Origin of the sequence: Neobacillus niacini, from assembly GCF_036961885.1 — a bacterium.
In the GTDB taxonomy this organism is placed as follows: Bacteria; Bacillota; Bacilli; order Bacillales; family Cytobacillaceae; genus Neobacillus; species Neobacillus niacini_H.
The window spans coordinates 304,147-326,402 of record NZ_JBALNQ010000010.1 but is presented as its reverse complement, the minus strand read 5'-3'; the positions used below and the strand labels follow the sequence as shown (position 1 = coordinate 326,402).

The following is a 22,256-nucleotide window of genomic DNA, read 5'->3' as shown; positions in this document are numbered from 1 at the left end:
CGAAAGCATTCGATAACAAGACGACAAAAGTCTTGTTATTTTTTTTTGCCAATATGATAGGATGGTAGAAATTAGCTATCGGTAGAGGGAGGAGCACGTGTTAGTGGACAAGCCGAATCGTGGCAATACTATTAAAATAAAGTTAAATGGGGAAACTCAAACATATTCAGAAGAGCCGATTCAAAAGCAAAAAAAACCTAGTAAAGATTCATTTGATAAAGTGATAAAAATCGACGAGGATTTCAATGATCAGGATGTATTTTTCGAAACTGCCGCCGCAAAGGATCCTATCGATGATGAAAGCTTTGATTGGATTATTCCTGAGTCTTCAGAACATGACATCCAGGAATATAAAATTGTTAGCAGCCATCATCAGAAAAAGGCTGGCAGTAACAAGCCTGTTTCGTTCTCTACCTTTTCAAAAAAGAGCAATGGAAGCATGTTAAAATCCATTTTAATCACAACCCTATTTGCCATCCTAATTGGGACGAGCCTCGGAGCGCTTATGCTTAAGCTGGTCAATAATGACAGCAGTAAACCAGCTGTTATTGAGCCAGTGGTCGTAAATAAGGGAACAGAGAAAGGCGAAGAAACCCCTGGAGGGAAAAACACCTCTATTGTCCTAGAGGCGCAAACTGCGTTTATTGTCCAAGGTGGAGCTTTTTCGACCGAAGGGAAAGCGAATGAAGCAGCTAGCCAGGCAAAGAGTATTGGTGCACCTGCACAAACGCTGCTGATGAACGATAAGGCGTTTTTGTTTCTAGGTGTGGCTGACTCAATTGAAACAGCGAAGCAACTCGAAGGACACTATGAAGCAAATGGCTTTGACGATGTACTTCCGAAACAAATACCAATCGCCGAAAAGACGGTTTCCGGTATAAATGAAAGTGAGAATAACTTCTTAGTGGCCGCACCAGCCATTTTTCAAAAGCTGTCAAAAGTCACTTCAAATGCAATTGTTTCTGGAAATATTTCATCCGATTCTAGTAAAGAAGTCACGAGTTTAGGAGAGCAGTTGAAACAAAATCCAGACTTGAAGAACGAGCAAGTAAAAAATTTAAGTGGTGAATTATCGGGTGCTTTAGAGAAGGTTAAAGCATTTCAAGCTAAAAAAAATAAAGCTAGTTTAATGGAAGCACAACAGCATTTATTGAACTTTTTAACGGTCTATTATTCCTTATAGTCGACAAAAGCTGATATTTTCCGGGAAATCATTTTCCGACTCAAGCCTGTCATAGCCTGACAGGCTTATTGTGGTGAAATCTTACTATTTTTAATTGACTTTATATATACCTCTGCATAATCTGACATTTTTCTTCGAACTTTAATGATATAAAAATTGTTTGGTTCAACAAATTCTGATACGATTAACATGTATCTCCCTAAATGATGCAAAAGGTAAGGTGATTGAATGCAGAACCTCATTTTAGCCTCTTCTTCTCCACGGCGAAAAGAACTTCTAGAAAACCTCCGATTAACATTCACAGTTTCCAGCAGTGAAGTAGATGAAAGCTTTGATCCAACGCTTTCTCCTGAGGACGTAGTAATGGACCTTGCCAAGCGAAAAGCACAGGTAATTTTTAAAGAAAATCCCGATTCATTTGTCATTGGTTCCGACACGATTGTCGTTGTTGATCAGCAAGTGTTAGGGAAGCCCACTGACGAGGCAGATGCCATGGGAATGTTAGAAAAGCTTTCAGGTCGAAAGCATGACGTTTACACTGGCGTATCCATCCTGTCTCCGAATGGAACCGCACGTTTTTATGAAAAAACAGAAGTTTGGTTTTGGGAGTTAACGGACAAGGAAATCAAGTCATATGTACAAAGTGGTGAACCGCTTGATAAAGCAGGGGCATATGGCATTCAGCAGCTAGGAAGCATGCTTGTCAAAAAAATTAATGGAGATTATTTTGCGGTTGTCGGCCTGCCGGTTGCGAAGACCTATCGCGAATTAAAAAGGCTGGGCTACCCGTTGTCGTAACAGCTAGTTCTTTAACTCCCTATTATAGGGAGGAAATAGAATGTCCACTAATTCTTTAATGATCCGTGATTTTCCCCAAGATGAAAGACCTAGAGAACGATTTATTCAGAATGGTCCTGAGAGTTTATCGAACCATGAACTTATTGCAATTCTGCTCAGAACTGGGACTAAGGATGAATCGGTTCTCCAATTATCCAATCGTTTGCTGACAAATTTTGAAGGATTACGGTTTTTAAAAAGTGCCACATTACAAGAAATGACAGAAATAAAAGGTATTGGGCAGGCTAAGGCGATTCAAATTCTCGCTGCCGTTGAAATTGGCAGAAGGATAGCAAATTTAAACTATACAGACCGCTATGTGATTCGCTCACCTGAAGATGGTGCCAATTATGTGATGAATGATATGCGCTTTCTCTCACAGGAGCATTTTGTTTGTTTATACCTCAATACGAAAAACCAAGTTCTCCATAAACAGACGATCTTCATTGGGAGCCTAAACGCCTCGATCGTGCATCCACGCGAGGTTTTTCGCGAAGCTTTGAAACGGTCAGCAGCCTCTATCATTTGCCTCCATAATCACCCTTCTGGAGACCCAGCTCCGAGCCGTGAAGATATCGACGTCACGAAGCGACTGGTGGAGTGTGGGAAAATGATCGGAATTGATGTTCTTGACCACCTGATCATCGGTGAAAATAAATTTGTCAGCCTTAAGGAAAAAGGGTACTTATAATGCTATGATTTTATTTGACGTTAGGATATAATAATGGTTATGATTTTTAGCACATCTTTCGCGTAAACGATATAAAGTACTAGAAAAAATACATGCATGAAAAGGTAAATTTACTTACCTTTAGCTATTTTCGTATCAGAAAGGGAGATACAATTATGTTTGGAATTGGGACAAGAGACCTTGGAATTGACTTGGGAACAGCAAATACCCTTGTTTATGTGAAAGGTAAAGGGATTGTATTAAGAGAGCCATCCGTTGTGGCTATGCAGACTGACACGAAGGCGATTATTGCCGTTGGTAATGATGCCAAAAACATGATTGGACGTACACCAGGAAATGTGGTTGCGATGAGACCCATGAAAGATGGGGTCATTGCTGACTTTGAAATAACTGCGGCCATGATGAAACACCATATCCGTCAAGCAATAAAAAGTAAGGGCATTTTCTCAGGTAAGCCATATGTAATGGTATGTGTGCCATCAGGGATAACAGCTGTTGAGGAAAGAGCTGTAATTGATGCCACACGTCAAGCTGGTGCTAAGGACGCCTATACGATTGAAGAGCCATTTGCAGCTGCTATTGGTGCCAATCTGCCCGTTTGGGAGCCAACTGGCAGTATGGTAGTCGATATTGGCGGCGGTACAACCGAAGTGGCGATTATTTCGTTAGGCGGTATTGTGACGAGCATTTCGATTCGAGTTGGTGGAGATGAAATGGACGAGTCAATCGCTTCTTTTATCCGGAAAAATTACAACCTCATGATTGGTGAACGTACAGCAGAGGCAATTAAAATGGAAATTGGTTCTGCAGGTGACCATGAAGGAATTGAAAATATGGAAATTCGCGGACGTGATTTATTGACGGGTTTGCCAAAAACAATTGAAATCACAGCAAAAGAAATCGCAGTTGCCTTAAAAGATACGGTGTATGCGATTGTTGAGGCTGTGAAAAATACATTAGAAAAAACGCCACCCGAGCTGGCTGCAGATATTATGGACCGGGGCATCGTTTTAACAGGCGGAGGAGCCCTGCTCAGTAATCTGGATAAGGTCATTAGTGAGGAAACCAATATGCCTGTTCTGATCGCCGAAAATCCGCTTGATTGTGTAGCAATCGGCACAGGAAAGGCCTTAGACCATATTCAACTATTCAAAAATAGAGCCAAGGATTCTAGATAACTAATTATGTGAAAAATAGAGGTGTATAATCATGCCACAGTTCTTTTTGAATAAACGATTGATCGTTTTGCTAGTAAGCATTATTGTTCTCGTGGCATTGATTGGGTTTTCGTTAAGGGAGAGAAGTAAACTATCCTGGCCAGAGCAGTTCTTAAAGGATACTGCCGGCTTGGTTCAATCCCTGGTTTCAAAGCCTGCTCATTTAGTTGCAGGTTTCTTTGAAAATCTCCAGGACTTGCAAAATACATATGAAGAGAATAAAGAATTAAAATCACGGATGGAGAAACTTGTTAGCCTTGAAGCACAGGTACAGGAGCTAGAAAAGGACAATAAAGAGCTGCGTGATATTCTCGGTGAAGAAGAGACCCTGAGAGATTTTGAACCTTTACAAGCAACTGTAATAGGTAGAAACCCTGATCGTTGGCATGAAATGATTATTATCAATAAAGGTAAAACAGATGGAATTAAAAAAAATATGGCAGTTGTTACTGCACACGGATTGATTGGGAAAGTAAAAACAGTCAACCAGTTTAGTTCAACGGTTCAATTGTTGAGCGCAATGGATCCGAAGAACCGGATATCGGCCATCGTCCAAGGCGAAACAAATGTAAATGGACTTGTCGAAGGCTACGATAAAGAAAAAAAGGCATTATTAATAAAAGCGATTCCTTCAGGAGTAGAAATTAAAAAAGGACAAAATGTTATCACCTCTGGTCTAGGCGGTGTATTTCCACAAGGCTTGCAAATAGGTAAAGTCATTGATGTGATGCCAGACCAATACGGACTAAATCAAACTGCTTTAGTTGAACCAGGTGCTGACTTTTATGATTTGGAAAACATCATTGTGATTACAAGAAAAATGACTCAGCCTACTATTGAAGAGATGGGTACAGGGGAGGAGGGGGATTTGTGAAGAAACTCCTGCTTCCTCTTTTGTTTCTATTCCTTTTTCTTTTAGAAAGCATATTTGTCCAATATGTCCCTCCAAAGGTTTTTGGACAAGATTACATTTTAGTCCCTCATTTTCTATTCGCAGGAATACTGTTTCTAACGATCTATAGTGGCAGAAAATATGGGGTTATTTATGGTGCTATATTTGGGCTGCTGTTTGATATCATTTGGATTGAGATTATCGGTATTTACTTTTTCCTATTTCCAGTCATTGCGTACCTTATTTCAAAAATCATGCATGTCCTTCAAACGAATATTATTGTCGCATTTCTTGTGTCTTTAGTGGGAATAGCCTTACTCGAATTAGGTGTCTATCAAATGGACTTTCTAATTCATATCACAACACTCGAATTTATGAGTTTTTTGAAGATGCGTTTTTATCCTTCGCTCATTTTAAATGCAGTTTTTCTCCTAATTGCTAGCTATCCTTTTAAGCGTCAGTTTGAAAAATTTGCAGAAAGCTTAAGAGATGAATGATTAAAAAAAGGAGAATACAGGAAGCGTGTCGAATTGTATAATAAAAGTGTGTCTCTGTGCTTATTGCGTGCCTAATTTCTGCGGCACGAATGTGTTTCTTATTATTTGAGGTGAGTTTTCTCCATGAAAAAGCGACAAAATGTAACGATTAAAGGTACGAAGGATGGAATTGTCCTTCATCTTGATGATAGCTGTTCCTATCAGGAACTCAAAAAGGAGCTCGATGAAAAACTTTCGGCAAACCAAAGAACTCAAACTGAACGTCATTTAACGCCTGTTAAAGTCGATGTTGGTAATAGGTATTTAACTGACGTTCAGCGAGAAGAAATAAAAGACCTCATACGTCAAAAAAAGAATTTAGATGTAGATGATATTGAATCAAATGTCGTATTAAAAGTAGATGTTGAGAAGCTTAAGGCGGAAAACGAAGTGGTTACCGTTGCGCGAATTATCCGGTCAGGACAGGTTTTAGAAGTCCCAGGAGATTTATTGTTAATAGGGGATGTAAACCCAGGTGGAACCGTTATTGCAGGTGGCAATATTTTTATCATGGGTACCTTAAAGGGGATCGCTCACGCTGGGGTTTTTGGAAATGATCAAGCGGTTATTACCGCTTCCAGTATGCAGCCTGCACAACTTAGGATACATGATTGTATCAATCGTGCACCTGATAAAGCTGAAAACAATGAAAAGCGTGAAATGGAATGTGCTTACATAGACGATACCCATCAAATCATCGTAGATAGATTGCAAGTTTTAATAAATTTAAGGCCTAATTTAAATAGATTCGAAGGGGGACATTAATGTGGGAGAGGCAATAGTAATAACATCCGGTAAGGGTGGCGTCGGAAAAACCACGACTTCTGCTAATATTGGTACAGCGCTGGCCCTTCAAGGCAAAAAAGTATGCTTAGTGGATACGGATATTGGCCTTCGAAATTTAGATGTCGTAATGGGGCTGGAAAACCGAATCATCTATGACCTTGTGGATGTGGTTGAAGGTAGATGTAAAATCCATCAAGCACTCGTCAAAGATAAAAGATTCGAAGATTTATTGTATTTGCTACCAGCGGCGCAAACGGTTGATAAATCAGCTGTTAAGCCAGAACAAATGCAAAAACTTATGAGTGAACTGAAGCAAGACTATGATTATATTATTATTGATTGTCCTGCAGGAATTGAACAAGGCTTCCAAAACGCTATTGCCGGTGCAGACCGGGCCATCGTGGTAACAACTCCTGAGGTATCGGCTGTACGAGATGCTGATCGAATCATTGGTCTGCTTGAGAAGGCAAATACCATTGAGTCACCAAAATTGGTCATTAACCGAATTCGCAATCATATGATGAAAAGCGGCGATATGTTAGATGTCGATGAAATCACTGCCCATTTGTCGATTGAGTTAATTGGCATCGTTGCAGACGATGAGGAAGTCATCAAAGCCTCTAATCACGGTGAACCGATTGCCTTAAATCCAAATAGCAAAGCATCCATTGCTTACAGAAATATTGCACGACGCATTCTAGGCGAATCTATCCCATTGCAGCCACTAGAAGAAGCAAACAAGAGTGTCTTTGGGAAAATCAAGAAGTTTTTTGGCGTAAGATAACCTAGTAGCCTGTCACATTTTTATGTGGACAGGCTATTTTTATGTTTGTGATTTGGGAATATTTGGCTAAATGTCCAAAACTGGCTGAAAAGTGTCCAAAACTACTTAGAAAATGTCCAAAACCACCTGAAAAATGTCCAAAACCCTAAGAAAAATATCCAAAACCCTTAAAAATTGTCCATAACCGGAAATCCACCTAAATAGAATAAATATATACCCCAGTCATACTCAGTGAGACAACCACATAGACTTGTACAAAAAGCTGTCTAAAGGTTGGTGGGTATATTGCGGTCAACACCAGAGGAAATACGGCGACGCATTGCAAAACGAAAAAAGGAAACAGGATCGACATCAAGAAAGGGCCCAGAACGCGAAATAAACTGGCCGGGGGATGATGAGAAATACGGTTTTAATCATTACTCCTCCTACGAAGCCGGTAAGGATGATGTTATCCACCCTTTATTTAAAAAGGAAGTTTTCATCTTTAAGATTCTGGCGTCGGCTGTTTTATTTCTTGTCATTGCTATTCTATTTCGCGAAAATTCTTCTACATTTGCTCCAGCGAGGGATTTTGTCATGAAAACGATGGAACAGGACTTTAAATTTGCGACCGTATCTAAATGGTATGAAGATCAATTTGGAAAACCATTGGCTCTCCTGCCATTTTCAGAAGATGGAAAGGAAGACGAAAAAAACGTAGTCGAAAAAGACCGTGATGTGCCTGTTTTTTCAGGGAAAGTCCTTGAAAATTTTGAAAAAAATGGACAGGGGATCATGATTGAAACCACAAAAGCGGCACCGGTCGAAGCGATGAATGAGGGGAATGTCGTGTTCGCGGGTGTGAAGGAAGATACAGGGAAAACCGTTATCATCCAACACCCTGATCAAACGCAATCTACTTATGGTAATCTAGATGAAATCAAGGTTAGTTTATATGAGTTTATTGCAACAGAAACCGTGGTAGGTACAGCCTCAGAGTCCACCGGGGAAGACAAAACAAAGGGAACCTATTATTTTGCAATAAAAAAAGGTGATAATTTCATTGACCCGATTCAGGTGATTCGCTTTGAGTAAAATCATACAGTTATTACAACATGTTCATATCCATCCGTTGTTATGGATTGTCATCGCGATTTCGATTGCTACAGCACATTTCCTCGAGTTATGCATGTTAATCGGCATTATTTTTGTACATGAAATGGGGCATGCTGCTGCGGCTTCTTTTTTTTCCTGGAGAATTAAGAAAATCACCCTCCTCCCCTTTGGAGGGGTAGCTGAAATGGAGGAGCACGGGAACCGGCCTTTAAAGGAAGAGGCAATCGTCGTTCTCGCAGGACCGCTTCAGCACGTTTGGATGGTAGCATTTGCGTATGGACTATTAATTTTCGGACTAATCTCTGATGGCTTGTATCAATTATTTTTGGAATACAACATCATGATATTTGTCTTTAATCTATTTCCAGTCTGGCCACTTGACGGAGGTAAGCTTATTTTTATGTTACTATCCTTGAAAAAATCGTTTCCCATCGCACACAGGCTAACTCTAATGATCTCTTTTTTTAGTATTGGGGTCTTTTCGATACTCACACTCTTAGGTGCTCCCCAGCAAATAAATGTATGGATCATCGTCGCCTTTTTATTATTTTCACTGTATCATGAATGGAAGCAACGGCGGTATATCTTTATGAGGTTCCTACTTGAACGTTACTATGGTAAAAAAGACGATCTTCATGCCTTGGTACCTATTCAAGCAAATGAGCAAGACTTGTTAATAGATGTTTTAGAAAAATTTCAACGCGGCTGCAAACACCCTATTATCGTTGAGAGTGATGGCAAAGAAAAAGGGTTTTTGGATGAAAATGAGCTGCTCCATGCTTATTTTTCCGAAAAACGGTTAACTGATAAAATCAGCGACCTTCTTTTTTCTTATTAATTAGGTATAATATAAACACAATTAGTAATAAAGTGAGGATGCTGGTTTGGAAAAGTTAATTATAAATGCAGTTTCGCGAGAAAAGAGATTTGCTTACGTTAGAAATAATAAAGTTGAAGAGATTATTTTTGACCGACCAGAGGAACGATCTTTGGTCGGTAATATTTATTATGGGACTGTAACCAAGGTTCTCCCGGGCATGAATGCTGCCTTTATTGATATTGGCGAGGAGAAAAATGCCTATTTACATCGTGATGTGCTGGCTAAGTATGTATTATCACCTGAGCGGAGTATCGATAAAGAGAAGAAGAGTGTAACAACCTTTGTTCATCAAGGTGAAAAATTATTGGTACAAGTAGAAAAGGACGCAACAGGTACCAAAGGTGCAAGAGTAACAGGGATTATTGAGATTATGGGGGACAACCTTATTTATATGCCTCAAGGCCGTTATGTGGCAGTCTCTAAAAAAATTGTTGAAGAAAAGGATGATCTCCGCCGCTTTGGTATGCGAATGAAAACGGACGACGAAGGTCTTATATTTCGTACATCAAGCACTTCTGCGACCGAAGAGGAAATGGAAAATGAACTTAACAATCTTCGAGGTCAAGGAGCCGAATTGAAGGAAAAAACGTCCACACTTAAAAAGCCGGGAATCGTTTTTAAAAAAGATACTTTTACGGAAATGGTCTTTGACTCCATTTCTCAAATGCCTGATGGAGAAGTCATTGTAGATGATCTTTCTTTAAAAAAGATCCTCGATGGCAGATATCCTGATTTAAAAATCACCTATTATAGTGGCAAAGAAAATATATTCACTGTTCAACGCATCGAACATGAAATCGATAAGGCACTTAAGCGAATTGTCTGGCTCGACAAAGGGGCTTATCTAATCTTTGATGAAACTGAGGCGTTAACAATAATCGATGTTAATACCGGGAAGTTCTCAGGCAAAAATGATTATCAGGATACAGTGTTGAAAACAAATACACTAGCTGCAATTGAGATAGCCCGTCAGCTTAAGCTTCGAGATATAGGTGGGATTGTCCTCATCGACTTTATTGATATGAAAAACGAAAAAGACAAGCGGCACATTTTGGAAACGATTGAAACAGAATTCCAGAAAGATAGTACAAGAACAAAAATCATCGGTTTTACAGCTCTTGGAATCCTGCAGTTAACGAGGAAGAAAACCAAGGTATCTCTTTCGGAAGCGCTTCAGGTGAGATGTCCTGTTTGTGACGGTACAGGACGAATGCTTAGTGCAGAGACAATTGCATTTCGACTTGAGCGTGAGTTGATGGAGAACCGGAATTCAGACTTTGAAGCGGTATTAATCGAAACTACTAAGGATGTAAAAGATGCAATTCTGCCGCATATAGAAATGGTAGAAGAATGGATACATATGAAAGTGTATTTTTCAATTCAGCCATCCCCTCATCACCACTATGTTTTAAAACAATTTGGAAACCATGACGAGATAGCGCAAAAAGCTCGTGAATCCTATTGACACTAATGCCTATATCATGATAAAATTTCTAATGTTATGTTTGTAGCACCCGTGCTACAACCGCACGTAACAGGTATTAAGTCTAATGCGTAAGCTTAGCGCCTGTCTATGGCGAGTCTGAGTTTATAAGGAGGTGCAGTTATGTACGCAATTATCGAAACAGGTGGTAAGCAAATCAAGGTAGAAGCTGGTCAAGCTATCTACATCGAGAAGCTTAACGCAGAAGCAGGCGAAACAGTTACATTTGATAAGGTATTATTCGTTGGCGGTGAAGATGTAAAAGTAGGCAGCCCATTGGTGGCAGGTGCTACTGTTACAGCTCAAGTTGAAAAACAAGGTCGCGCTAAGAAGATCACTGTTTTCAAATACAAAGCGAAGAAAAACTACCATAAAAAGCAAGGTCATCGTCAGCCATACACTAAAGTTGTTATCGAAGCGATCAACGCGTAAGGTGTTGGGAACAGATGATTAATATTACAATTAATCGTAATGAATCCGGATCAATTCAATTATTTGAAATTTCTGGGCACGCATTTTTTGCAGACAGGGGTAAGGATATTGTCTGTGCAGGCATTTCTGCTGTCTCTATCGGTGCAATTAATGCTATCCATGAAATAACGGGTGTCACTCCTGATATGGAGATTGATTATGAAGAAGGTCGACTTCGTTGCGCAATCCCGGAAAACCTTCCGGTGCAAGAACAAGAAAAAATTCATATTCTTCTTGAGGGAATGTATTTTTCGTTAAAAACGATTGAAGAAGAATACGGGAAGCACATAAAAATAACCTTCAAAAAGTAGGAGGTGGAATAAATGTTATTAAAATTAGATCTTCAGTTGTTTGCATCTAAAAAGGGAGTAGGTTCTACAAGAAACGGACGTGACTCTCAAGCAAAGCGTCTTGGCGCTAAGCGTGCAGATGGCCAATTCGTATCTGGTGGTTCAATCCTTTACCGTCAACGCGGTACAAAGATTTATCCAGGTGAAAACGTAGGCCGTGGAGGAGACGACACTCTTTTTGCAAAAATCGATGGTGTTGTTAAATTCGAACGCTTTGGTCGTGACCGTAAAAAAGTCAGCGTTTATCCAACAGCTCAAGAAGCGTAAGCTTTCAGTGAAAACTCTAACCTGATTGGTTAGAGTTTTCTTTGTTAATGAAAAGGTAAATTTTACCAGTAACAACTCCAATTTGATCTCCTAAAAAGAGCCTCATACTGCCCCAATTGGAAAACATTCGCTAAAATTGCTTACTCATGGGAACTTTTTTGATATACTAACAGAAAATAGTTATTTCGACACTTAACCTAGGAGTGCGACAATGGATAAAGAATGGGATATCGTTGAAGTGCTGCGACACTCGCGGCATGATTGGCTAAATAGGCTGCAGTTAATTAAAGGAAACTTGGATTTAAATAGAATTGACCGGGCGAAAGAGTGTATAAATGAAATTGTAATCGAAGTACAACATGAATCGAAGCTCTCAAATGTTCACTTGCCGAGGTTTGCTGCCTTGCTATTAAAATCAAATTGGGAACAGCATTTATTTCAACTTGAATATGAGGTACTTAGTGATTCAGAAGCAGTGGAAATTTGTGACATGAATCTGTCGAATTGGACAAATTCCTTCTTTTCATGTTTGGATCAGGCAATTGAGGCATTTCAAGAAAATCATTTATCAATAACAATTCAACCGCAATCAGATGGATTTCGTTTCTTTTTTGATTTTAGCGGAATAATAATAAAAAAAGAACTGATTGAACAATTCCTGATCGGATCTGAAATAGATTTGATTGTAAAGGAATTTTCAGGAAACGAACTGGGTTTAGAAATTTTTATGCCGGTTTAATAGGCTTAGTTTGTCATCAGTTATATCAGGAGGACTTACATGTTTGTCGATCAAACGAAGATTTACGTAAAAGGTGGAGACGGCGGTAATGGGATGGTCGCGTTTCGCCGTGAAAAATATGTTCCGATGGGCGGACCTGCTGGCGGAGACGGCGGTAAAGGTGCCGATGTTGTTTTTGAAGTAAATGAGGGATTGCGTACCCTAATGGATTTCCGTTATCAACGCCATTGGAAAGCACCTCGTGGTGAGCATGGCATGTCCAAAAATCAACATGGGAAAAATTCCAAGGATATGATTGTAAAAGTTCCACCAGGCACTGTGGTCATGGATGCTGAAACAAAAGAAGTTATTGCTGACCTTGTTGAGAATGGTCAACGTGCTGTCATTGCAAAAGGAGGGCGTGGAGGAAGAGGAAATTCTCGTTTTGCGACTCCTTCGAACCCAGCGCCAGAGCTTGCTGAAAATGGTGAACCAGGTCAAGAACGCGATGTCATCCTTGAATTAAAGCTGCTTGCAGACGTCGGACTTGTTGGTTTTCCGAGTGTCGGAAAGTCCACTTTATTATCAGTGGTATCTTCAGCAAAACCGAAAATTGCTGAGTATCATTTCACAACGATTGTTCCAAATCTAGGGATGGTTGAAACCGAAGATAACAGAAGTTTTGTTATGGCGGATTTGCCAGGACTGATTGAAGGTGCAAGTGAAGGTGTAGGACTTGGCCATCAATTTTTACGTCATATTGAACGGACTCGAGTAATCGTCCATGTCATTGATATGGCTGCGATAGAGGGCCGGAATCCATATGAGGATTATCTGACCATCAATAAAGAGTTAGAAGAGTATAATCTACGCTTAACGGAGCGTCCGCAAATTATTGTTGCCAATAAGATGGACATGCCGGAGGCGGAAGAAAATTTGCAAAAGTTTAAAGAACAACTTCAGGAAGATTTTCCGATTTTTCCAATCTCTGCATTATCAAGAAAAGGCTTGAGAGAGCTATTATTTTCGATTGCAGACAAAATCGAGCAGACTCCTGAATTCCCACTCGAACATGAGGAAGAAGAAACAGGTATTAACCGCGTGCTATATAAGCATGAGGCAGACCCTGAGGCCTTCTATATTACGAGAGATCCAGACGGTGCATTTGTTGTTTCAGGTGAAAAGATTGAAAAACTGTTTAAGATGACGAATTTCCAAACAGATGAATCTATTCGACGTTTTTCAAGACAGCTTCGTGGTCTTGGTGTAGATGAGGCTTTAAGGAAAAAAGGTGCAAAAGATGGGGATACGGTTAAATTATTAGAATTTGAATTTGAGTTTGTTGAGTAGTAGAAATTCTAGCAGTAAGCGCCCAGCAATATTGAAAGGCTGGCGCTTACGCTTTTTGATAAGTAAATGAATTTGACTTTGAGAATTGTCTAGCTTCAGCGCCTAGTGGCTCTCAGGTCTAAGTCAATCCGTCAAGAGGGTAAAAATCAACCTTCTCGCCGGCTCGCCTTATGCCTGTCGCCCCTGGACAAGGCGCTTACGCTTTTCGTGTCAGGTGGGGTAGAGAAATGAAAAATGAAAAATTTGATAAGAAATTTTACTTAATTCGAGAAGATGTCTTGCCTGAGGCTATGAAGAAAACATTAGATGTCAAAGAAATGCTTGAAAGAGGAAAAGCAGAGTCTATTTGGGATGCTGTTCAACAAGTGGATTTAAGCAGAAGTGCCTATTATAAATATCGGGATACGGTTTTTCCATTTTCCACAATAGTAAAGGAACGATTGGTAACGCTCTTTTTTCATCTTGAAGATCGTTCGGGCACATTATCAAAGCTGCTTGGTGTAGTCGCCTCTTCTGGGTGCAATGTATTGACGATTCATCAAACCATTCCACTGCAAGGACGGGCAAATGTTACACTTTCACTGAATACATCTGAAATTTCAACCGATATCGATGATCTGCTTTTAGAATTGCGAAAGCTTGAATTTGTGGAAAAAGTGGAAGTGCTTGGAACAGGTGCATAGTAAATTTTTGCAGCTGATAGAGATTTTTGTTGGGGAGTGTGTGAAAACATGAAAGTTGGTTTTTTAGGACCAAAGGCAACATTCACTGAATTAGCGGTGAAAAAAGTTTTTCCTGGATTTGAGCTTGAACCGTTTCGAACCATTCCTGAATCAATGGATGCTGTTGTCAGTGAAAAAGTTGAAATCGCAGTGGTTCCAGTTGAAAATACTCTCGAGGGAACCGTTAATATTACATTAGATTACTTGACCCATGTGGTTCAATTGCCGATCGTGGGAGAAATCACCATTCCAATCAAGCAGCATTTAATGGTTCACCCGGATAATCGGGAAGACTGGCAGGATGTTAATAAGGTTTATAGTCACTCGCATGCAATTGCCCAATGCCATAAATTCCTACATACACAACTGCATGGAGTTCCTTATGAGAGTGTCAGCTCAACGGCTGCAGCAGCCAAGATGGTGATGGATCATCCTGAATTGCGTGTTGCCGCTATCGCGAATGAATTGGCAGCAGAAGAATACGGGTTGTCGATTGTTCAGCACGATATCCATGATTTCGATCATAACCATACTCGTTTTTTTGTTTTATCAGAACAAGGTTTGGATTTTGAGGAAATAAGCGGTTCCTCTCATTATAAAACAACCCTGATGGTCACCCTTCCTACTGACAAGGCTGGAACATTGCATATGGTGCTTTCTGCGTTTGCATGGCGCAAGATCAATCTTTCTAAAATTGAATCAAGACCGATGAAAACGGGGATTGGCAATTATTTTTTCATCATTGATTTGGAAATGAAGCTGGATGAGGTATTGATACCAGGTGCAATGGCCGAGCTTGAAGCACTAGGTTGTGGAGTGAGATTATTAGGCAGCTACCCATCAAAAATGGTTTAGGAATAGTAAAAGTACCGGGCATTTTTTGCTCGGTACTTTTTTCATAAATTTATTTTGGGAACAATGGAAGAATGATTGTTACCGTAATTAGGCAATCATGTTTTTAAGGGCACAATGGCTGCGAGATTGTTACCGTAATTTGGCGATCTTGTTTTTATGGGCACAATGGAAGCGAGATTGTTACCGTAATTTGGTGATCATGCTTTTACGAGCACAATCGGGAAAATCATTTAGTATTCAATTAAAAACCCTGCTTCCTTCAAAGCTGCTTCCGCTTTGTCCAGGGTTTGCGTACTGGATGCTGCAATGGTATGTAGATGAATTCCGCCGGTTAACTCTGATAATAACGAAGCATTCGTCGTTTGAAGATTATCGATAAATTGTTTGACCTCTTGGCGATTGGATACCATTATCGAGGCAGTTAAATCACCGTAAACCGCATGTTCAATTTTAACATCCTTCACCAACACACCATGATCAACAAGTAAATTTAGCTCTTTTAATGTATCTTCCGGTAAGTGTCTGCAGGCGATCGTTCGTTCAAAAGATGGAGTACCCGCGTTTTGCTTAAAATACAAATAGCCCTGGCTCGTTGCGATAATGGGTTCGTCTCTTGCTTTAAGGAGTGTAATATCTCCAACGATTACTTGCCTGCTTACATTCGTTTGAGCTGCTAATTCGCTTCCTTTAAGCGGAATTTGGCTGTTTTTTAACAGCTCTAGAATGAAAGCTCTCCTTTCATCGCCTAATATTTTTTTTTGATCCGTCATAATGCCCTCCTCGTTTTCCTATCTTAATATTCTAACACAGCCTTTTAAATTTTTTTACGATATCGACAATAGTTTCCCCAAGCGTTCTTACATCTTCCCTCTTGGTTGAATTCCCAAAAGAAATCCGGATAAACTCTTTTGTTGCTTGTTGACTTAAGCCTAAGGCCAGTGTCACCTTTGCGGGTGACTGCATACCAATTTGACAGGCACTGCCGGTTGAAATGGCAAACCCATAGCGGTTACATTCCAACATCATCCATTGTCCCTCAATCCCAGAAATGCGCAAACCGATAATAGACGGTAGCTGTGAGGAGGGATCAGCTTGATGGATATGGACGAATTCCTTAATAGGTTCAAGGGCCTCTACTAAGGCAGTACGGAGCGCAATGAAGTTATCATTGCTTTCAGTTATATGGTCATGTGTTTTTTGAGCAGCCACAGCCATTGCAGCAATTGCCGGAACATTTACAGTTCCGGGCCTGAATCCTCTTTCATGTGAACCACCTGGAAAAAATGGCCTCCAGGAAATCGCTGGGTCTACATATACTCCGCCCACTCCTTTTGGACCATAAATCTTATGCCCCGAAAAAGAAAAACTACTGACAAGAGGGGTAATCTTTTTTAAATCAAGTTTTCCAAACGATTGAACAAAATCGCTGTGAAAATGAATGTTGTGCTCCTTACAAATTCGAGCAATGCCTTCAATGGGCTGGATGGTACCAATTTCAGAATTGACATGCTGTACAGTTACTAATACGGTTTCAGGGGTGATCGAATTCTTTAATTCTTCCAAGTCAATAAGACCAGAAGAATTGAGTGGCAAAAAGGTAATCGTATACTCTTCTAACCGGTTGAGGACGCCATGAATGGAAGAGTGCTCAGCAAGGCCGGCAATAATGTGCTTCCCAGGCTTTTTAGGTGTAGATAGTAGTGCCTCAATGGCTAAAAAGTTTCCCTCAGAACCCCCGCTTGTAAAGTATAAGCCTTTTTTATTCACTCCTAATAGATTTGCTAGTTCTTCCCGGCAATTCTCTAGTAAGTCTTGTGCCTGTGAGCCGATATCATGGAGGGAGCTTGAGTTCCCGTAATACTCTGTTGAAGCCTGAACGAACACCTCTGCTGCATCGGAATCTAATGGGGTGGTTGCCGCAAAATCAAAATATATCATTCGTAATCTCCAATTCTTGAACTTTGATAGTGATCTAGCTCTAGACGCCTTCTGCTTTTCTAATAAAAAATTCTTGTATTTAGTTTAAATCTATGTAAATATAGATGTCAAGACACCTGTTAAACAGGAGGGTTATATATGATGACAAATGATGTGTTAATTTTAGGAAGTGGGATAGCTGCACTCCAGTTAGCCTCGTTTTTAAATAAGGATTTAAATGTGAGGATAATCACAAAGGGGAAGATTAGAACAACCAATTCTTATCTTGCCCAAGGCGGCATTGCAGCAGCTATAGGCGAGCAGGACCATCCTATGAAACATATTGCCGATACATTTGAAGCAGGAAGATATCATAATAATCGGGAAACGGTCGAGAAAATTATCACGGCTGCACCTCAACTCATCAAGTTCATTTCTGAACAAGGAGCTGTTTTTGACAAAGATCAAAATGGTAAGTTGCTATTAGGAATGGAGGGCGCACATAGCGAAAAGCGAATTGTTCATGGTGGCGGTGATGCCACGGGTAAAAATGTCGTCGAGTTTCTAATTAGCACGCTGAAGGATCATGTCACCATTGAGGAAGATGTTTTTGCTTATGAATTATTGCTGAATTCAGAGAAACGGTGTATTGGTGTTAAAGCAAAAGGATCTGATGGAACGATTAAGAACTATTATAGCCGGAATACGATTATTGCTACAGGCGGGTGTGGACAATTGTTCACTTACACATCAAATGCCCAAACCGTTAACGGTGATGGAATCGCCATGGCTTATTTGGCAGGTGCTGAAGTGGTCGATATGGAGTTTATCCAATTTCACCCGACGCTTCTTTATCTTAATGGTGAAACAAAAGGGTTAATTTCTGAAGCTGTTCGCGGCGAAGGTGCTATTCTCGTTACGGAGGAAGGAACTCCGATTATGGAAGGTGTTCATCCACTTAAAGATTTAGCACCAAGACATGTTGTTTCACAGGAAATCTATGATTATCTGAAAAAAGGCTGCAACATATATTTGGATATTAGTAAAATAAAAAACTTTAAGCAAAGATTCCCGTCAATCACCACAATTTGTGAGGAAAATGGTCTTCAATTGTCAGAGGGAAGAATTCCAGTTGCTCCCGGCAGTCATTTTTTAATGGGAGGAATCAAAACGGACCTTTTCGGACGGACTTCTATAAAAGGACTATTTGCGATTGGAGAAGCTGCCTGCACAGGATTTCATGGTGCTAACCGATTGGCTAGTAATTCTTTATTAGAAGGTTTGTATATGGGAGAAAAATTATCGAAATTGCTAAATAAGGCGGACCGTGAAGCTGTTGTTGGGACAGTGGTAACTCGTCCGAGCATTCCGCAAAAAAAGGTTGTTTTACCTGATAAACAGGACATTAAGAGTTTAATGATGGAACGGGTCGGGATTGTCCGAAATGAGGTCAATCTTAAAAAGCAAAAAGCATGGTTAGATGCTTTTAATGTCAATCAAATAAACGATATTGGCAGTTACTCATTGGGAGAGATGACAAAAGTTTTTATGCTGATAACGGCGAAACTGATTACCGAATCTGCTTTAATGCGAACTGAAAGCCGTGGTGGCCATTATCGAAGTGATTACCCTATCGAAGACGATGAACATTGGGTAAACGAATCAATTATTCATAAAAAAAGCTGGGGGATGGAGTCGAACCATGAACACATTGAAACTGCGCTCGCTACTTGAGCAATTTTTTATAGAAGATATTGGGGAGCAGGATATTACAACGGATTTAATTTTTTCAGATGATACAAAAGGGGAAATTGTTTTTCTCTCAAAGGATAATGGGATTTTTTGTGGAGAGGAAATCATTAAAACTGGGTTTAATTTGTTAAATAATGAGATTAAAACACAGGTGTTTGTGAAAGATGGCCAACCAATTGAGATAGGTCAAAAGCTTGCGACCACATCTGGAAAAATATCTGATTTATTAAAGGGTGAAAGAGTAGTTTTAAACTTAATCCAAAGAATGAGTGGGATTGCTACTCTATCTCAGAGAGCTGTTGCCACCCTTGATAGTGGTCATACAAAAATATGTGATACCCGGAAAACGACACCTGGGTTAAGAATGCTTGAAAAGCATGCGGTTCGCACTGGTGGAGGCTACAATCATCGTTTCGGTTTATATGATGGAATCATGATTAAAGATAATCATATTTCGTTTGCAGGCTCGATTTCGCATGCAGTGGAAAGTGTTCGAAAAAAAGCTGGTCATATGGTGAAGGTAGAAGTAGAAGTTGAAACGGAAGAACAGGTTAAAGAAGCTGTCAGCGCTGGTGCAGATGTCATTATGTTCGACAATCGTACACCAGAGGAGATTAAGGAACTTATTAAATTGGTACCATCGGGATTCATAACGGAAGCTTCAGGTGGCATTCAATTGTCCAATATAGCTAGTTATCGTGATACAGGTGTTGATTATATTTCACTCGGATTTTTAACACATTCTTATAAAGCACTCGATATAAGCGTCAAAGTTCACTGGGGCAAGGGGGAGGAATAATGATGAGTATTTTAGCGACAATGCAAAAAAATAAGCTGATTCCTGAAAAATACAAGCAAATGTCGAAGGAAGAATTAGAGGCAAGGGTAATTGAAGTGAAAAACAAATTAGGCTCACGTCTATTCATCCCAGGGCACCATTATCAAAAAGATGAAGTCATTCAGTTTGCAGATGCGACAGGAGACTCTTTGAAACTCGCTCAATTATCAGCTGAAAATACCGAAGCAGAATTTATTGTTTTCTGTGGCGTTCATTTTATGGCGGAAACGGCAGACATTCTCACAAATGATAACCAAAAGGTCATTCTTCCAGACATGCGCGCAGGCTGTTCAATGGCCGATATGGCGGATATTGATCAGACTGAAAAGGCATGGGAAATCCTGCAGGATACTTTTGGAGATACGATTCTTCCATTAACATATGTCAATTCTACGGCAGCGATTAAGTCCTTTGTCGGTGCACATGGTGGTGCAAGCGTAACTTCTTCTAATGCAGAGACTATGGTTAAGTGGGCGTTTACCCAAAAAGAACGAATTTTATTTTTACCAGATCAGCATTTAGGCCGCAATACGGCTGCGGATCTGGGTGTTAGCTTAGACGAAATGGCTGTTTGGAATCCGATTACCCATCAGCTTGAATACGAGGGTGAACCTTCAAAAATTAAAGTTATCCTTTGGAAAGGACATTGCTCTGTTCATGAAAACTTTACGGTTCAAAATATCCATGATACACGCAGTCAATATCCTAACATGACGATTATTGTTCATCCGGAATGCCGCCGAGAGGTTGTAGAATTATCGGATATGGCTGGTTCTACAAGTTATATTATTAATGCGATTGAAAAAGCAGAGCCTGGTTCTGAATGGGCCATCGGGACTGAGATGAATCTCGTTAATCGTCTAATCAAGAATCACCCCGATAAAAAGATTATTTCTTTAAATCCACAAATGTGTCCTTGTTTGACGATGAATCGAATTGACCTTCCACATTTAGTGTGGAGCTTAGATACGCTAGAGGATACCCATAACACGATTAAAGTAGCTGCGGAGATTGCTGAAAATGCAAAATTAGCGCTAGAGCGAATGTTAGAAAATGCTTGAGAATGTAGTAGATGCAATTTTAAAAAATTGCATCTATATTTATTTTCTAATGGTTGACTCATATTTTCCTAAAAAAAAGCATAAGTTTTTCTGAAGAATGTTAGCACTTTGCCTATCATCACATAGACTATATGGACTTATGCATAGGAGGGAAATCAGAGTGAAGATCCATATCGTACAGAAAGGGGATACTCTTTGGAAAATCGCCAAGAAGTACGGCGTGAATTTTGAAGAGCTGAAAAAAATGAATTCACAGCTCAGCAACCCTGATATGATTATGCCCGGTATGAAAATAAAAGTCCCAACTTCAGGTGGCACAATAAAAAAAGAAGTGCCTATGGGAACAAAGCCGGGGGCCACAATCAACTTAGGCGCCAAGAAAGAAATGCCGATTGCTGGGCAACCGTTTACCAAAGAGAAGCCAAAAGAAATGCCGATTAAAACAGCTCCAAAGAAGGAGGTTCCTATAAAGGAAGCACCTATAAAAGAGGCTCCAATTAAAGTAGTACCAGTACCGATCCCTGTACCAATTCCAGCTAAAGAAAAACCAGTAAAAGAAATTCCGATAAAGGAAGCACCTATTAAGGAAGCGCCGATAAAAGAGGTACCAATTAAAGAAGTTCCAATAAAAGAAGCACCAATTAAAGAAGTTCCGAAAACACCATACACTCCAAAAATGCCCCTACAAATCATTCCAGAAATCGATATTAACAATTATTATTTGAACAATATGACCAATATTGAGGTTAAACAGCCTAAGCTGCCGCTTAAACCTACTAACATACTTCCTGAAGTAAAAGTACCACAGAAAGAAAACCCAGTAATGCATGAGGAATCTCCAATGTATGAGCAGCCGCAAATGCAAATGCCTCAAGATTATTGTGTTCCAGTAACACCAGTAATGCCTGGATCAGGGTTTTGTCCGCCACCACCACAATGGTGTCCGCCGCCTCCTTGTCCACCAATGTCAATTATGCCATATCCACAAGTTCAAGGAGCAGCAATGCAACAGATGCCAAATATGTTCCCTGCTCAATCTGGACCAATGCCAGGTGTTGCTGGTGCAGAATTTATGCAGCATGGATTTGATGATGAATCTTCAGCCTTTATGCCGCAATTACCGTTGACAAACCCAATGCAAGGATCATATATGGAACCGACAGGCTATGGTCAAATGCAGGGAATGGGTCAAATGCCAATGGGCAGTCAAATGCAGGGAATGGGTCAAATGCCAATGGGCAGTCAAATGCCAGGAATGGGCCAAATGCCGATGGGCGGACAAATGCAAGGAACGAGCCAAATGCCTTATTTTGATGAAAGTCCGGAAGGTATGCATGTAGAATCACCAACTGGTACGGGTAAAAATTGGTTCAATCCTCAAACACAGGGTATGCCAGGAATGGGAGGACCAATGATGAACCCAGGTTTCGACCAGTCAGGAATGGGAGGACCAATGATGAACCCAGGTTTCAGTCAGCCAGGAATGGGAGGATCAATGATGAACCCAGGCTTCAGCCAACCAGGAATGGGAGGATCAATGGGTCAAGGTTTTGGCCAACCAGGAATGGGAG

Annotated in this window: 23 protein-coding genes, 2 pseudogenes and 1 other annotated feature; of the genes and pseudogenes, 22 read left to right on the top strand and 3 right to left on the bottom strand. The window is 40.2% G+C overall.

Annotation, left to right across the window (positions count from 1 at the left end):
- Nucleotides 1-103 precede the first annotated feature (103 nt).
- The 18 genes from V7124_RS06895 (at nucleotide 104) to pheA (ending at nucleotide 15,117) form a co-directional block, all read left to right on the top strand.
- Entirely contained in the window at nucleotides 104-1,183 is a 1,080-nt protein-coding gene (locus V7124_RS06895) for a hypothetical protein (protein ID WP_335487342.1), read from the top strand.
- A gap of 228 nt (nucleotides 1,184-1,411) precedes the next feature.
- Nucleotides 1,412-1,981, top strand: a complete 570-nt coding sequence (locus tag V7124_RS06890; protein ID WP_335487339.1) for a Maf family protein — start codon at nucleotides 1,412-1,414, stop codon at nucleotides 1,979-1,981.
- A 40-nt stretch (nucleotides 1,982-2,021) separates the two neighbouring features.
- Nucleotides 2,022-2,711, top strand: coding sequence for a RadC family protein (radC, locus tag V7124_RS06885; protein WP_335418923.1), 690 nt, complete (start codon nucleotides 2,022-2,024; stop codon nucleotides 2,709-2,711).
- 155 nt (nucleotides 2,712-2,866) lie between these two features.
- Entirely contained in the window at nucleotides 2,867-3,889 is a 1,023-nt protein-coding gene (locus tag V7124_RS06880) for a rod shape-determining protein (protein WP_335418920.1), read from the top strand.
- Nucleotides 3,890-3,920: 31 nt separating this feature from the next.
- Complete coding sequence (mreC, locus tag V7124_RS06875; RefSeq protein WP_335418917.1) at nucleotides 3,921-4,802, top strand: rod shape-determining protein MreC; 882 nt, start codon at nucleotides 3,921-3,923, stop codon at nucleotides 4,800-4,802.
- A complete protein-coding gene (gene mreD, locus V7124_RS06870; protein WP_335418914.1) occupies nucleotides 4,799-5,317 on the top strand; it encodes a rod shape-determining protein MreD in 519 nt (172 codons plus the stop codon). The genes mreC and mreD overlap by 4 nt, the downstream gene beginning before the upstream one ends.
- A 123-nt stretch (nucleotides 5,318-5,440) precedes the next feature.
- On the top strand, nucleotides 5,441-6,121 hold the full coding sequence (minC, locus tag V7124_RS06865; protein WP_335487336.1) for a septum site-determining protein MinC: 681 nt from the start codon (nucleotides 5,441-5,443) through the stop codon (nucleotides 6,119-6,121).
- 1 nt (nucleotide 6,122) lies between these two features.
- Complete coding sequence (gene minD / locus V7124_RS06860) at nucleotides 6,123-6,926, top strand: septum site-determining protein MinD (RefSeq protein WP_335487333.1); 804 nt, start codon at nucleotides 6,123-6,125, stop codon at nucleotides 6,924-6,926.
- Between the two features lie 276 nt (nucleotides 6,927-7,202).
- On the top strand, nucleotides 7,203-8,000 hold the full coding sequence (locus V7124_RS06855; protein ID WP_335487400.1) for a M23 family metallopeptidase: 798 nt from the start codon (nucleotides 7,203-7,205) through the stop codon (nucleotides 7,998-8,000).
- The gene (locus tag V7124_RS06850; protein ID WP_335487330.1) at nucleotides 7,993-8,859 is read left to right on the top strand and encodes a M50 family metallopeptidase; all 867 of its coding nucleotides are present in this window, start codon (nucleotides 7,993-7,995) and stop codon (nucleotides 8,857-8,859) included. The genes V7124_RS06855 and V7124_RS06850 overlap by 8 nt, the downstream gene beginning before the upstream one ends.
- A 46-nt stretch (nucleotides 8,860-8,905) precedes the next feature.
- Nucleotides 8,906-10,366, top strand: a complete 1,461-nt coding sequence (locus tag V7124_RS06845; protein WP_335487327.1) for an Rne/Rng family ribonuclease — start codon at nucleotides 8,906-8,908, stop codon at nucleotides 10,364-10,366.
- 48 nt (nucleotides 10,367-10,414) lie between these two features.
- Nucleotides 10,415-10,495 (top strand) — a sequence feature (ribosomal protein L21 leader region).
- 12 nt (nucleotides 10,496-10,507) lie between these two features.
- Entirely contained in the window at nucleotides 10,508-10,816 is a 309-nt protein-coding gene (gene rplU / locus V7124_RS06840; protein ID WP_335418896.1) for a 50S ribosomal protein L21, read from the top strand.
- A gap of 14 nt (nucleotides 10,817-10,830) precedes the next feature.
- The gene (locus V7124_RS06835) at nucleotides 10,831-11,166 is read left to right on the top strand and encodes a ribosomal-processing cysteine protease Prp (RefSeq protein WP_335487324.1); all 336 of its coding nucleotides are present in this window, start codon (nucleotides 10,831-10,833) and stop codon (nucleotides 11,164-11,166) included.
- 12 nt (nucleotides 11,167-11,178) lie between these two features.
- Entirely contained in the window at nucleotides 11,179-11,472 is a 294-nt protein-coding gene (gene rpmA / locus V7124_RS06830; protein WP_335418889.1) for a 50S ribosomal protein L27, read from the top strand.
- Between the two features lie 211 nt (nucleotides 11,473-11,683).
- Complete coding sequence (locus V7124_RS06825) at nucleotides 11,684-12,211, top strand: Spo0B C-terminal domain-containing protein (protein WP_335487321.1); 528 nt, start codon at nucleotides 11,684-11,686, stop codon at nucleotides 12,209-12,211.
- Between the two features lie 39 nt (nucleotides 12,212-12,250).
- The gene (gene obgE / locus V7124_RS06820) at nucleotides 12,251-13,540 is read left to right on the top strand and encodes a GTPase ObgE (protein WP_335418884.1); all 1,290 of its coding nucleotides are present in this window, start codon (nucleotides 12,251-12,253) and stop codon (nucleotides 13,538-13,540) included.
- Nucleotides 13,541-13,767: 227 nt separating this feature from the next.
- Nucleotides 13,768-14,223, top strand: coding sequence for an ACT domain-containing protein (locus V7124_RS06815; protein WP_335418881.1), 456 nt, complete (start codon nucleotides 13,768-13,770; stop codon nucleotides 14,221-14,223).
- Nucleotides 14,224-14,271: 48 nt separating this feature from the next.
- Complete coding sequence (gene pheA, locus V7124_RS06810) at nucleotides 14,272-15,117, top strand: prephenate dehydratase (protein WP_335487318.1); 846 nt, start codon at nucleotides 14,272-14,274, stop codon at nucleotides 15,115-15,117.
- A 230-nt stretch (nucleotides 15,118-15,347) separates the two neighbouring features.
- Here pheA and V7124_RS06805 read toward each other — a convergent pair whose 3' ends face one another.
- Together V7124_RS06805 and V7124_RS06800 are read right to left on the bottom strand one after the other, a co-directional pair.
- Nucleotides 15,348-15,887, bottom strand: a complete 540-nt coding sequence (locus V7124_RS06805; protein WP_335487314.1) for a transcription repressor NadR — start codon at nucleotides 15,885-15,887, stop codon at nucleotides 15,348-15,350.
- A 31-nt stretch (nucleotides 15,888-15,918) separates the two neighbouring features.
- Complete coding sequence (locus V7124_RS06800) at nucleotides 15,919-17,055, bottom strand: IscS subfamily cysteine desulfurase (protein ID WP_335487312.1); 1,137 nt, start codon at nucleotides 17,053-17,055, stop codon at nucleotides 15,919-15,921.
- Between the two features lie 138 nt (nucleotides 17,056-17,193).
- Here V7124_RS06800 and nadB point away from each other — a divergent pair, with 138 nt between their 5' ends.
- The 4 genes and pseudogenes from nadB to safA all read left to right on the top strand — a co-directional run.
- Nucleotides 17,194-18,768: an L-aspartate oxidase gene (gene nadB / locus V7124_RS06795; protein ID WP_335487309.1), complete on the top strand. Its 1,575-nt coding sequence runs from the start codon at nucleotides 17,194-17,196 to the stop codon at nucleotides 18,766-18,768.
- Nucleotides 18,737-19,585 carry a carboxylating nicotinate-nucleotide diphosphorylase gene (gene nadC, locus V7124_RS06790; protein ID WP_335487306.1) on the top strand — a complete coding sequence of 283 codons (849 nt, stop codon included), beginning with the start codon at nucleotides 18,737-18,739 and terminating at the stop codon, nucleotides 19,583-19,585. The genes nadB and nadC overlap by 32 nt, the downstream gene beginning before the upstream one ends.
- Nucleotides 19,586-19,587: 2 nt before the next feature.
- Complete coding sequence (nadA, locus tag V7124_RS06785) at nucleotides 19,588-20,685, top strand: quinolinate synthase NadA (protein WP_335487397.1); 1,098 nt, start codon at nucleotides 19,588-19,590, stop codon at nucleotides 20,683-20,685.
- Between the two features lie 160 nt (nucleotides 20,686-20,845).
- Nucleotides 20,846-20,993, top strand: a pseudogene (safA, locus tag V7124_RS26255) (SafA/ExsA family spore coat assembly protein); the annotation flags it as partial.
- A gap of 160 nt (nucleotides 20,994-21,153) precedes the next feature.
- Here the strand turns inward: safA and V7124_RS26250 are convergent.
- Nucleotides 21,154-21,378 (bottom strand): annotated as a pseudogene (locus tag V7124_RS26250) (pentapeptide repeat-containing protein); the annotation flags it as partial.
- Nucleotides 21,379-22,256: the final 878 nt, after the last annotated feature.

Excerpts from the sequence above, each read along its gene's own strand:
- V7124_RS06880 (WP_335418920.1), top strand. The coding sequence starts at position 2,867 with ATGTTTGGAATTGGGACAAGAGACCTTGGAATTGACTTGGGAACAGCA.
- rplU (WP_335418896.1), top strand. The coding sequence starts at position 10,508 with ATGTACGCAATTATCGAAACAGGTGGTAAGCAAATCAAGGTAGAAGCT.
- rpmA (WP_335418889.1), top strand. The coding sequence starts at position 11,179 with ATGTTATTAAAATTAGATCTTCAGTTGTTTGCATCTAAAAAGGGAGTA.
- pheA (WP_335487318.1), top strand. The coding sequence starts at position 14,272 with ATGAAAGTTGGTTTTTTAGGACCAAAGGCAACATTCACTGAATTAGCG.
- V7124_RS06800 (WP_335487312.1), bottom strand. The coding sequence starts at position 17,055 with ATGATATATTTTGATTTTGCGGCAACCACCCCATTAGATTCCGATGCA.
- V7124_RS06815 (WP_335418881.1), top strand. The coding sequence starts at position 13,768 with ATGAAAAATGAAAAATTTGATAAGAAATTTTACTTAATTCGAGAAGAT.
- minC (WP_335487336.1), top strand. The coding sequence starts at position 5,441 with ATGAAAAAGCGACAAAATGTAACGATTAAAGGTACGAAGGATGGAATT.
- nadC (WP_335487306.1), top strand. The coding sequence starts at position 18,737 with ATGAACACATTGAAACTGCGCTCGCTACTTGAGCAATTTTTTATAGAA.
- V7124_RS06890 (WP_335487339.1), top strand. The coding sequence starts at position 1,412 with ATGCAGAACCTCATTTTAGCCTCTTCTTCTCCACGGCGAAAAGAACTT.
- obgE (WP_335418884.1), top strand. The coding sequence starts at position 12,251 with ATGTTTGTCGATCAAACGAAGATTTACGTAAAAGGTGGAGACGGCGGT.
- mreC (WP_335418917.1), top strand. The coding sequence starts at position 3,921 with ATGCCACAGTTCTTTTTGAATAAACGATTGATCGTTTTGCTAGTAAGC.
- radC (WP_335418923.1), top strand. The coding sequence starts at position 2,022 with ATGTCCACTAATTCTTTAATGATCCGTGATTTTCCCCAAGATGAAAGA.
- V7124_RS06835 (WP_335487324.1), top strand. The coding sequence starts at position 10,831 with ATGATTAATATTACAATTAATCGTAATGAATCCGGATCAATTCAATTA.
- V7124_RS06805 (WP_335487314.1), bottom strand. The coding sequence starts at position 15,887 with ATGACGGATCAAAAAAAAATATTAGGCGATGAAAGGAGAGCTTTCATT.
- V7124_RS06825 (WP_335487321.1), top strand. The coding sequence starts at position 11,684 with ATGGATAAAGAATGGGATATCGTTGAAGTGCTGCGACACTCGCGGCAT.
- nadB (WP_335487309.1), top strand. The coding sequence starts at position 17,194 with ATGATGACAAATGATGTGTTAATTTTAGGAAGTGGGATAGCTGCACTC.
- nadA (WP_335487397.1), top strand. The coding sequence starts at position 19,588 with ATGAGTATTTTAGCGACAATGCAAAAAAATAAGCTGATTCCTGAAAAA.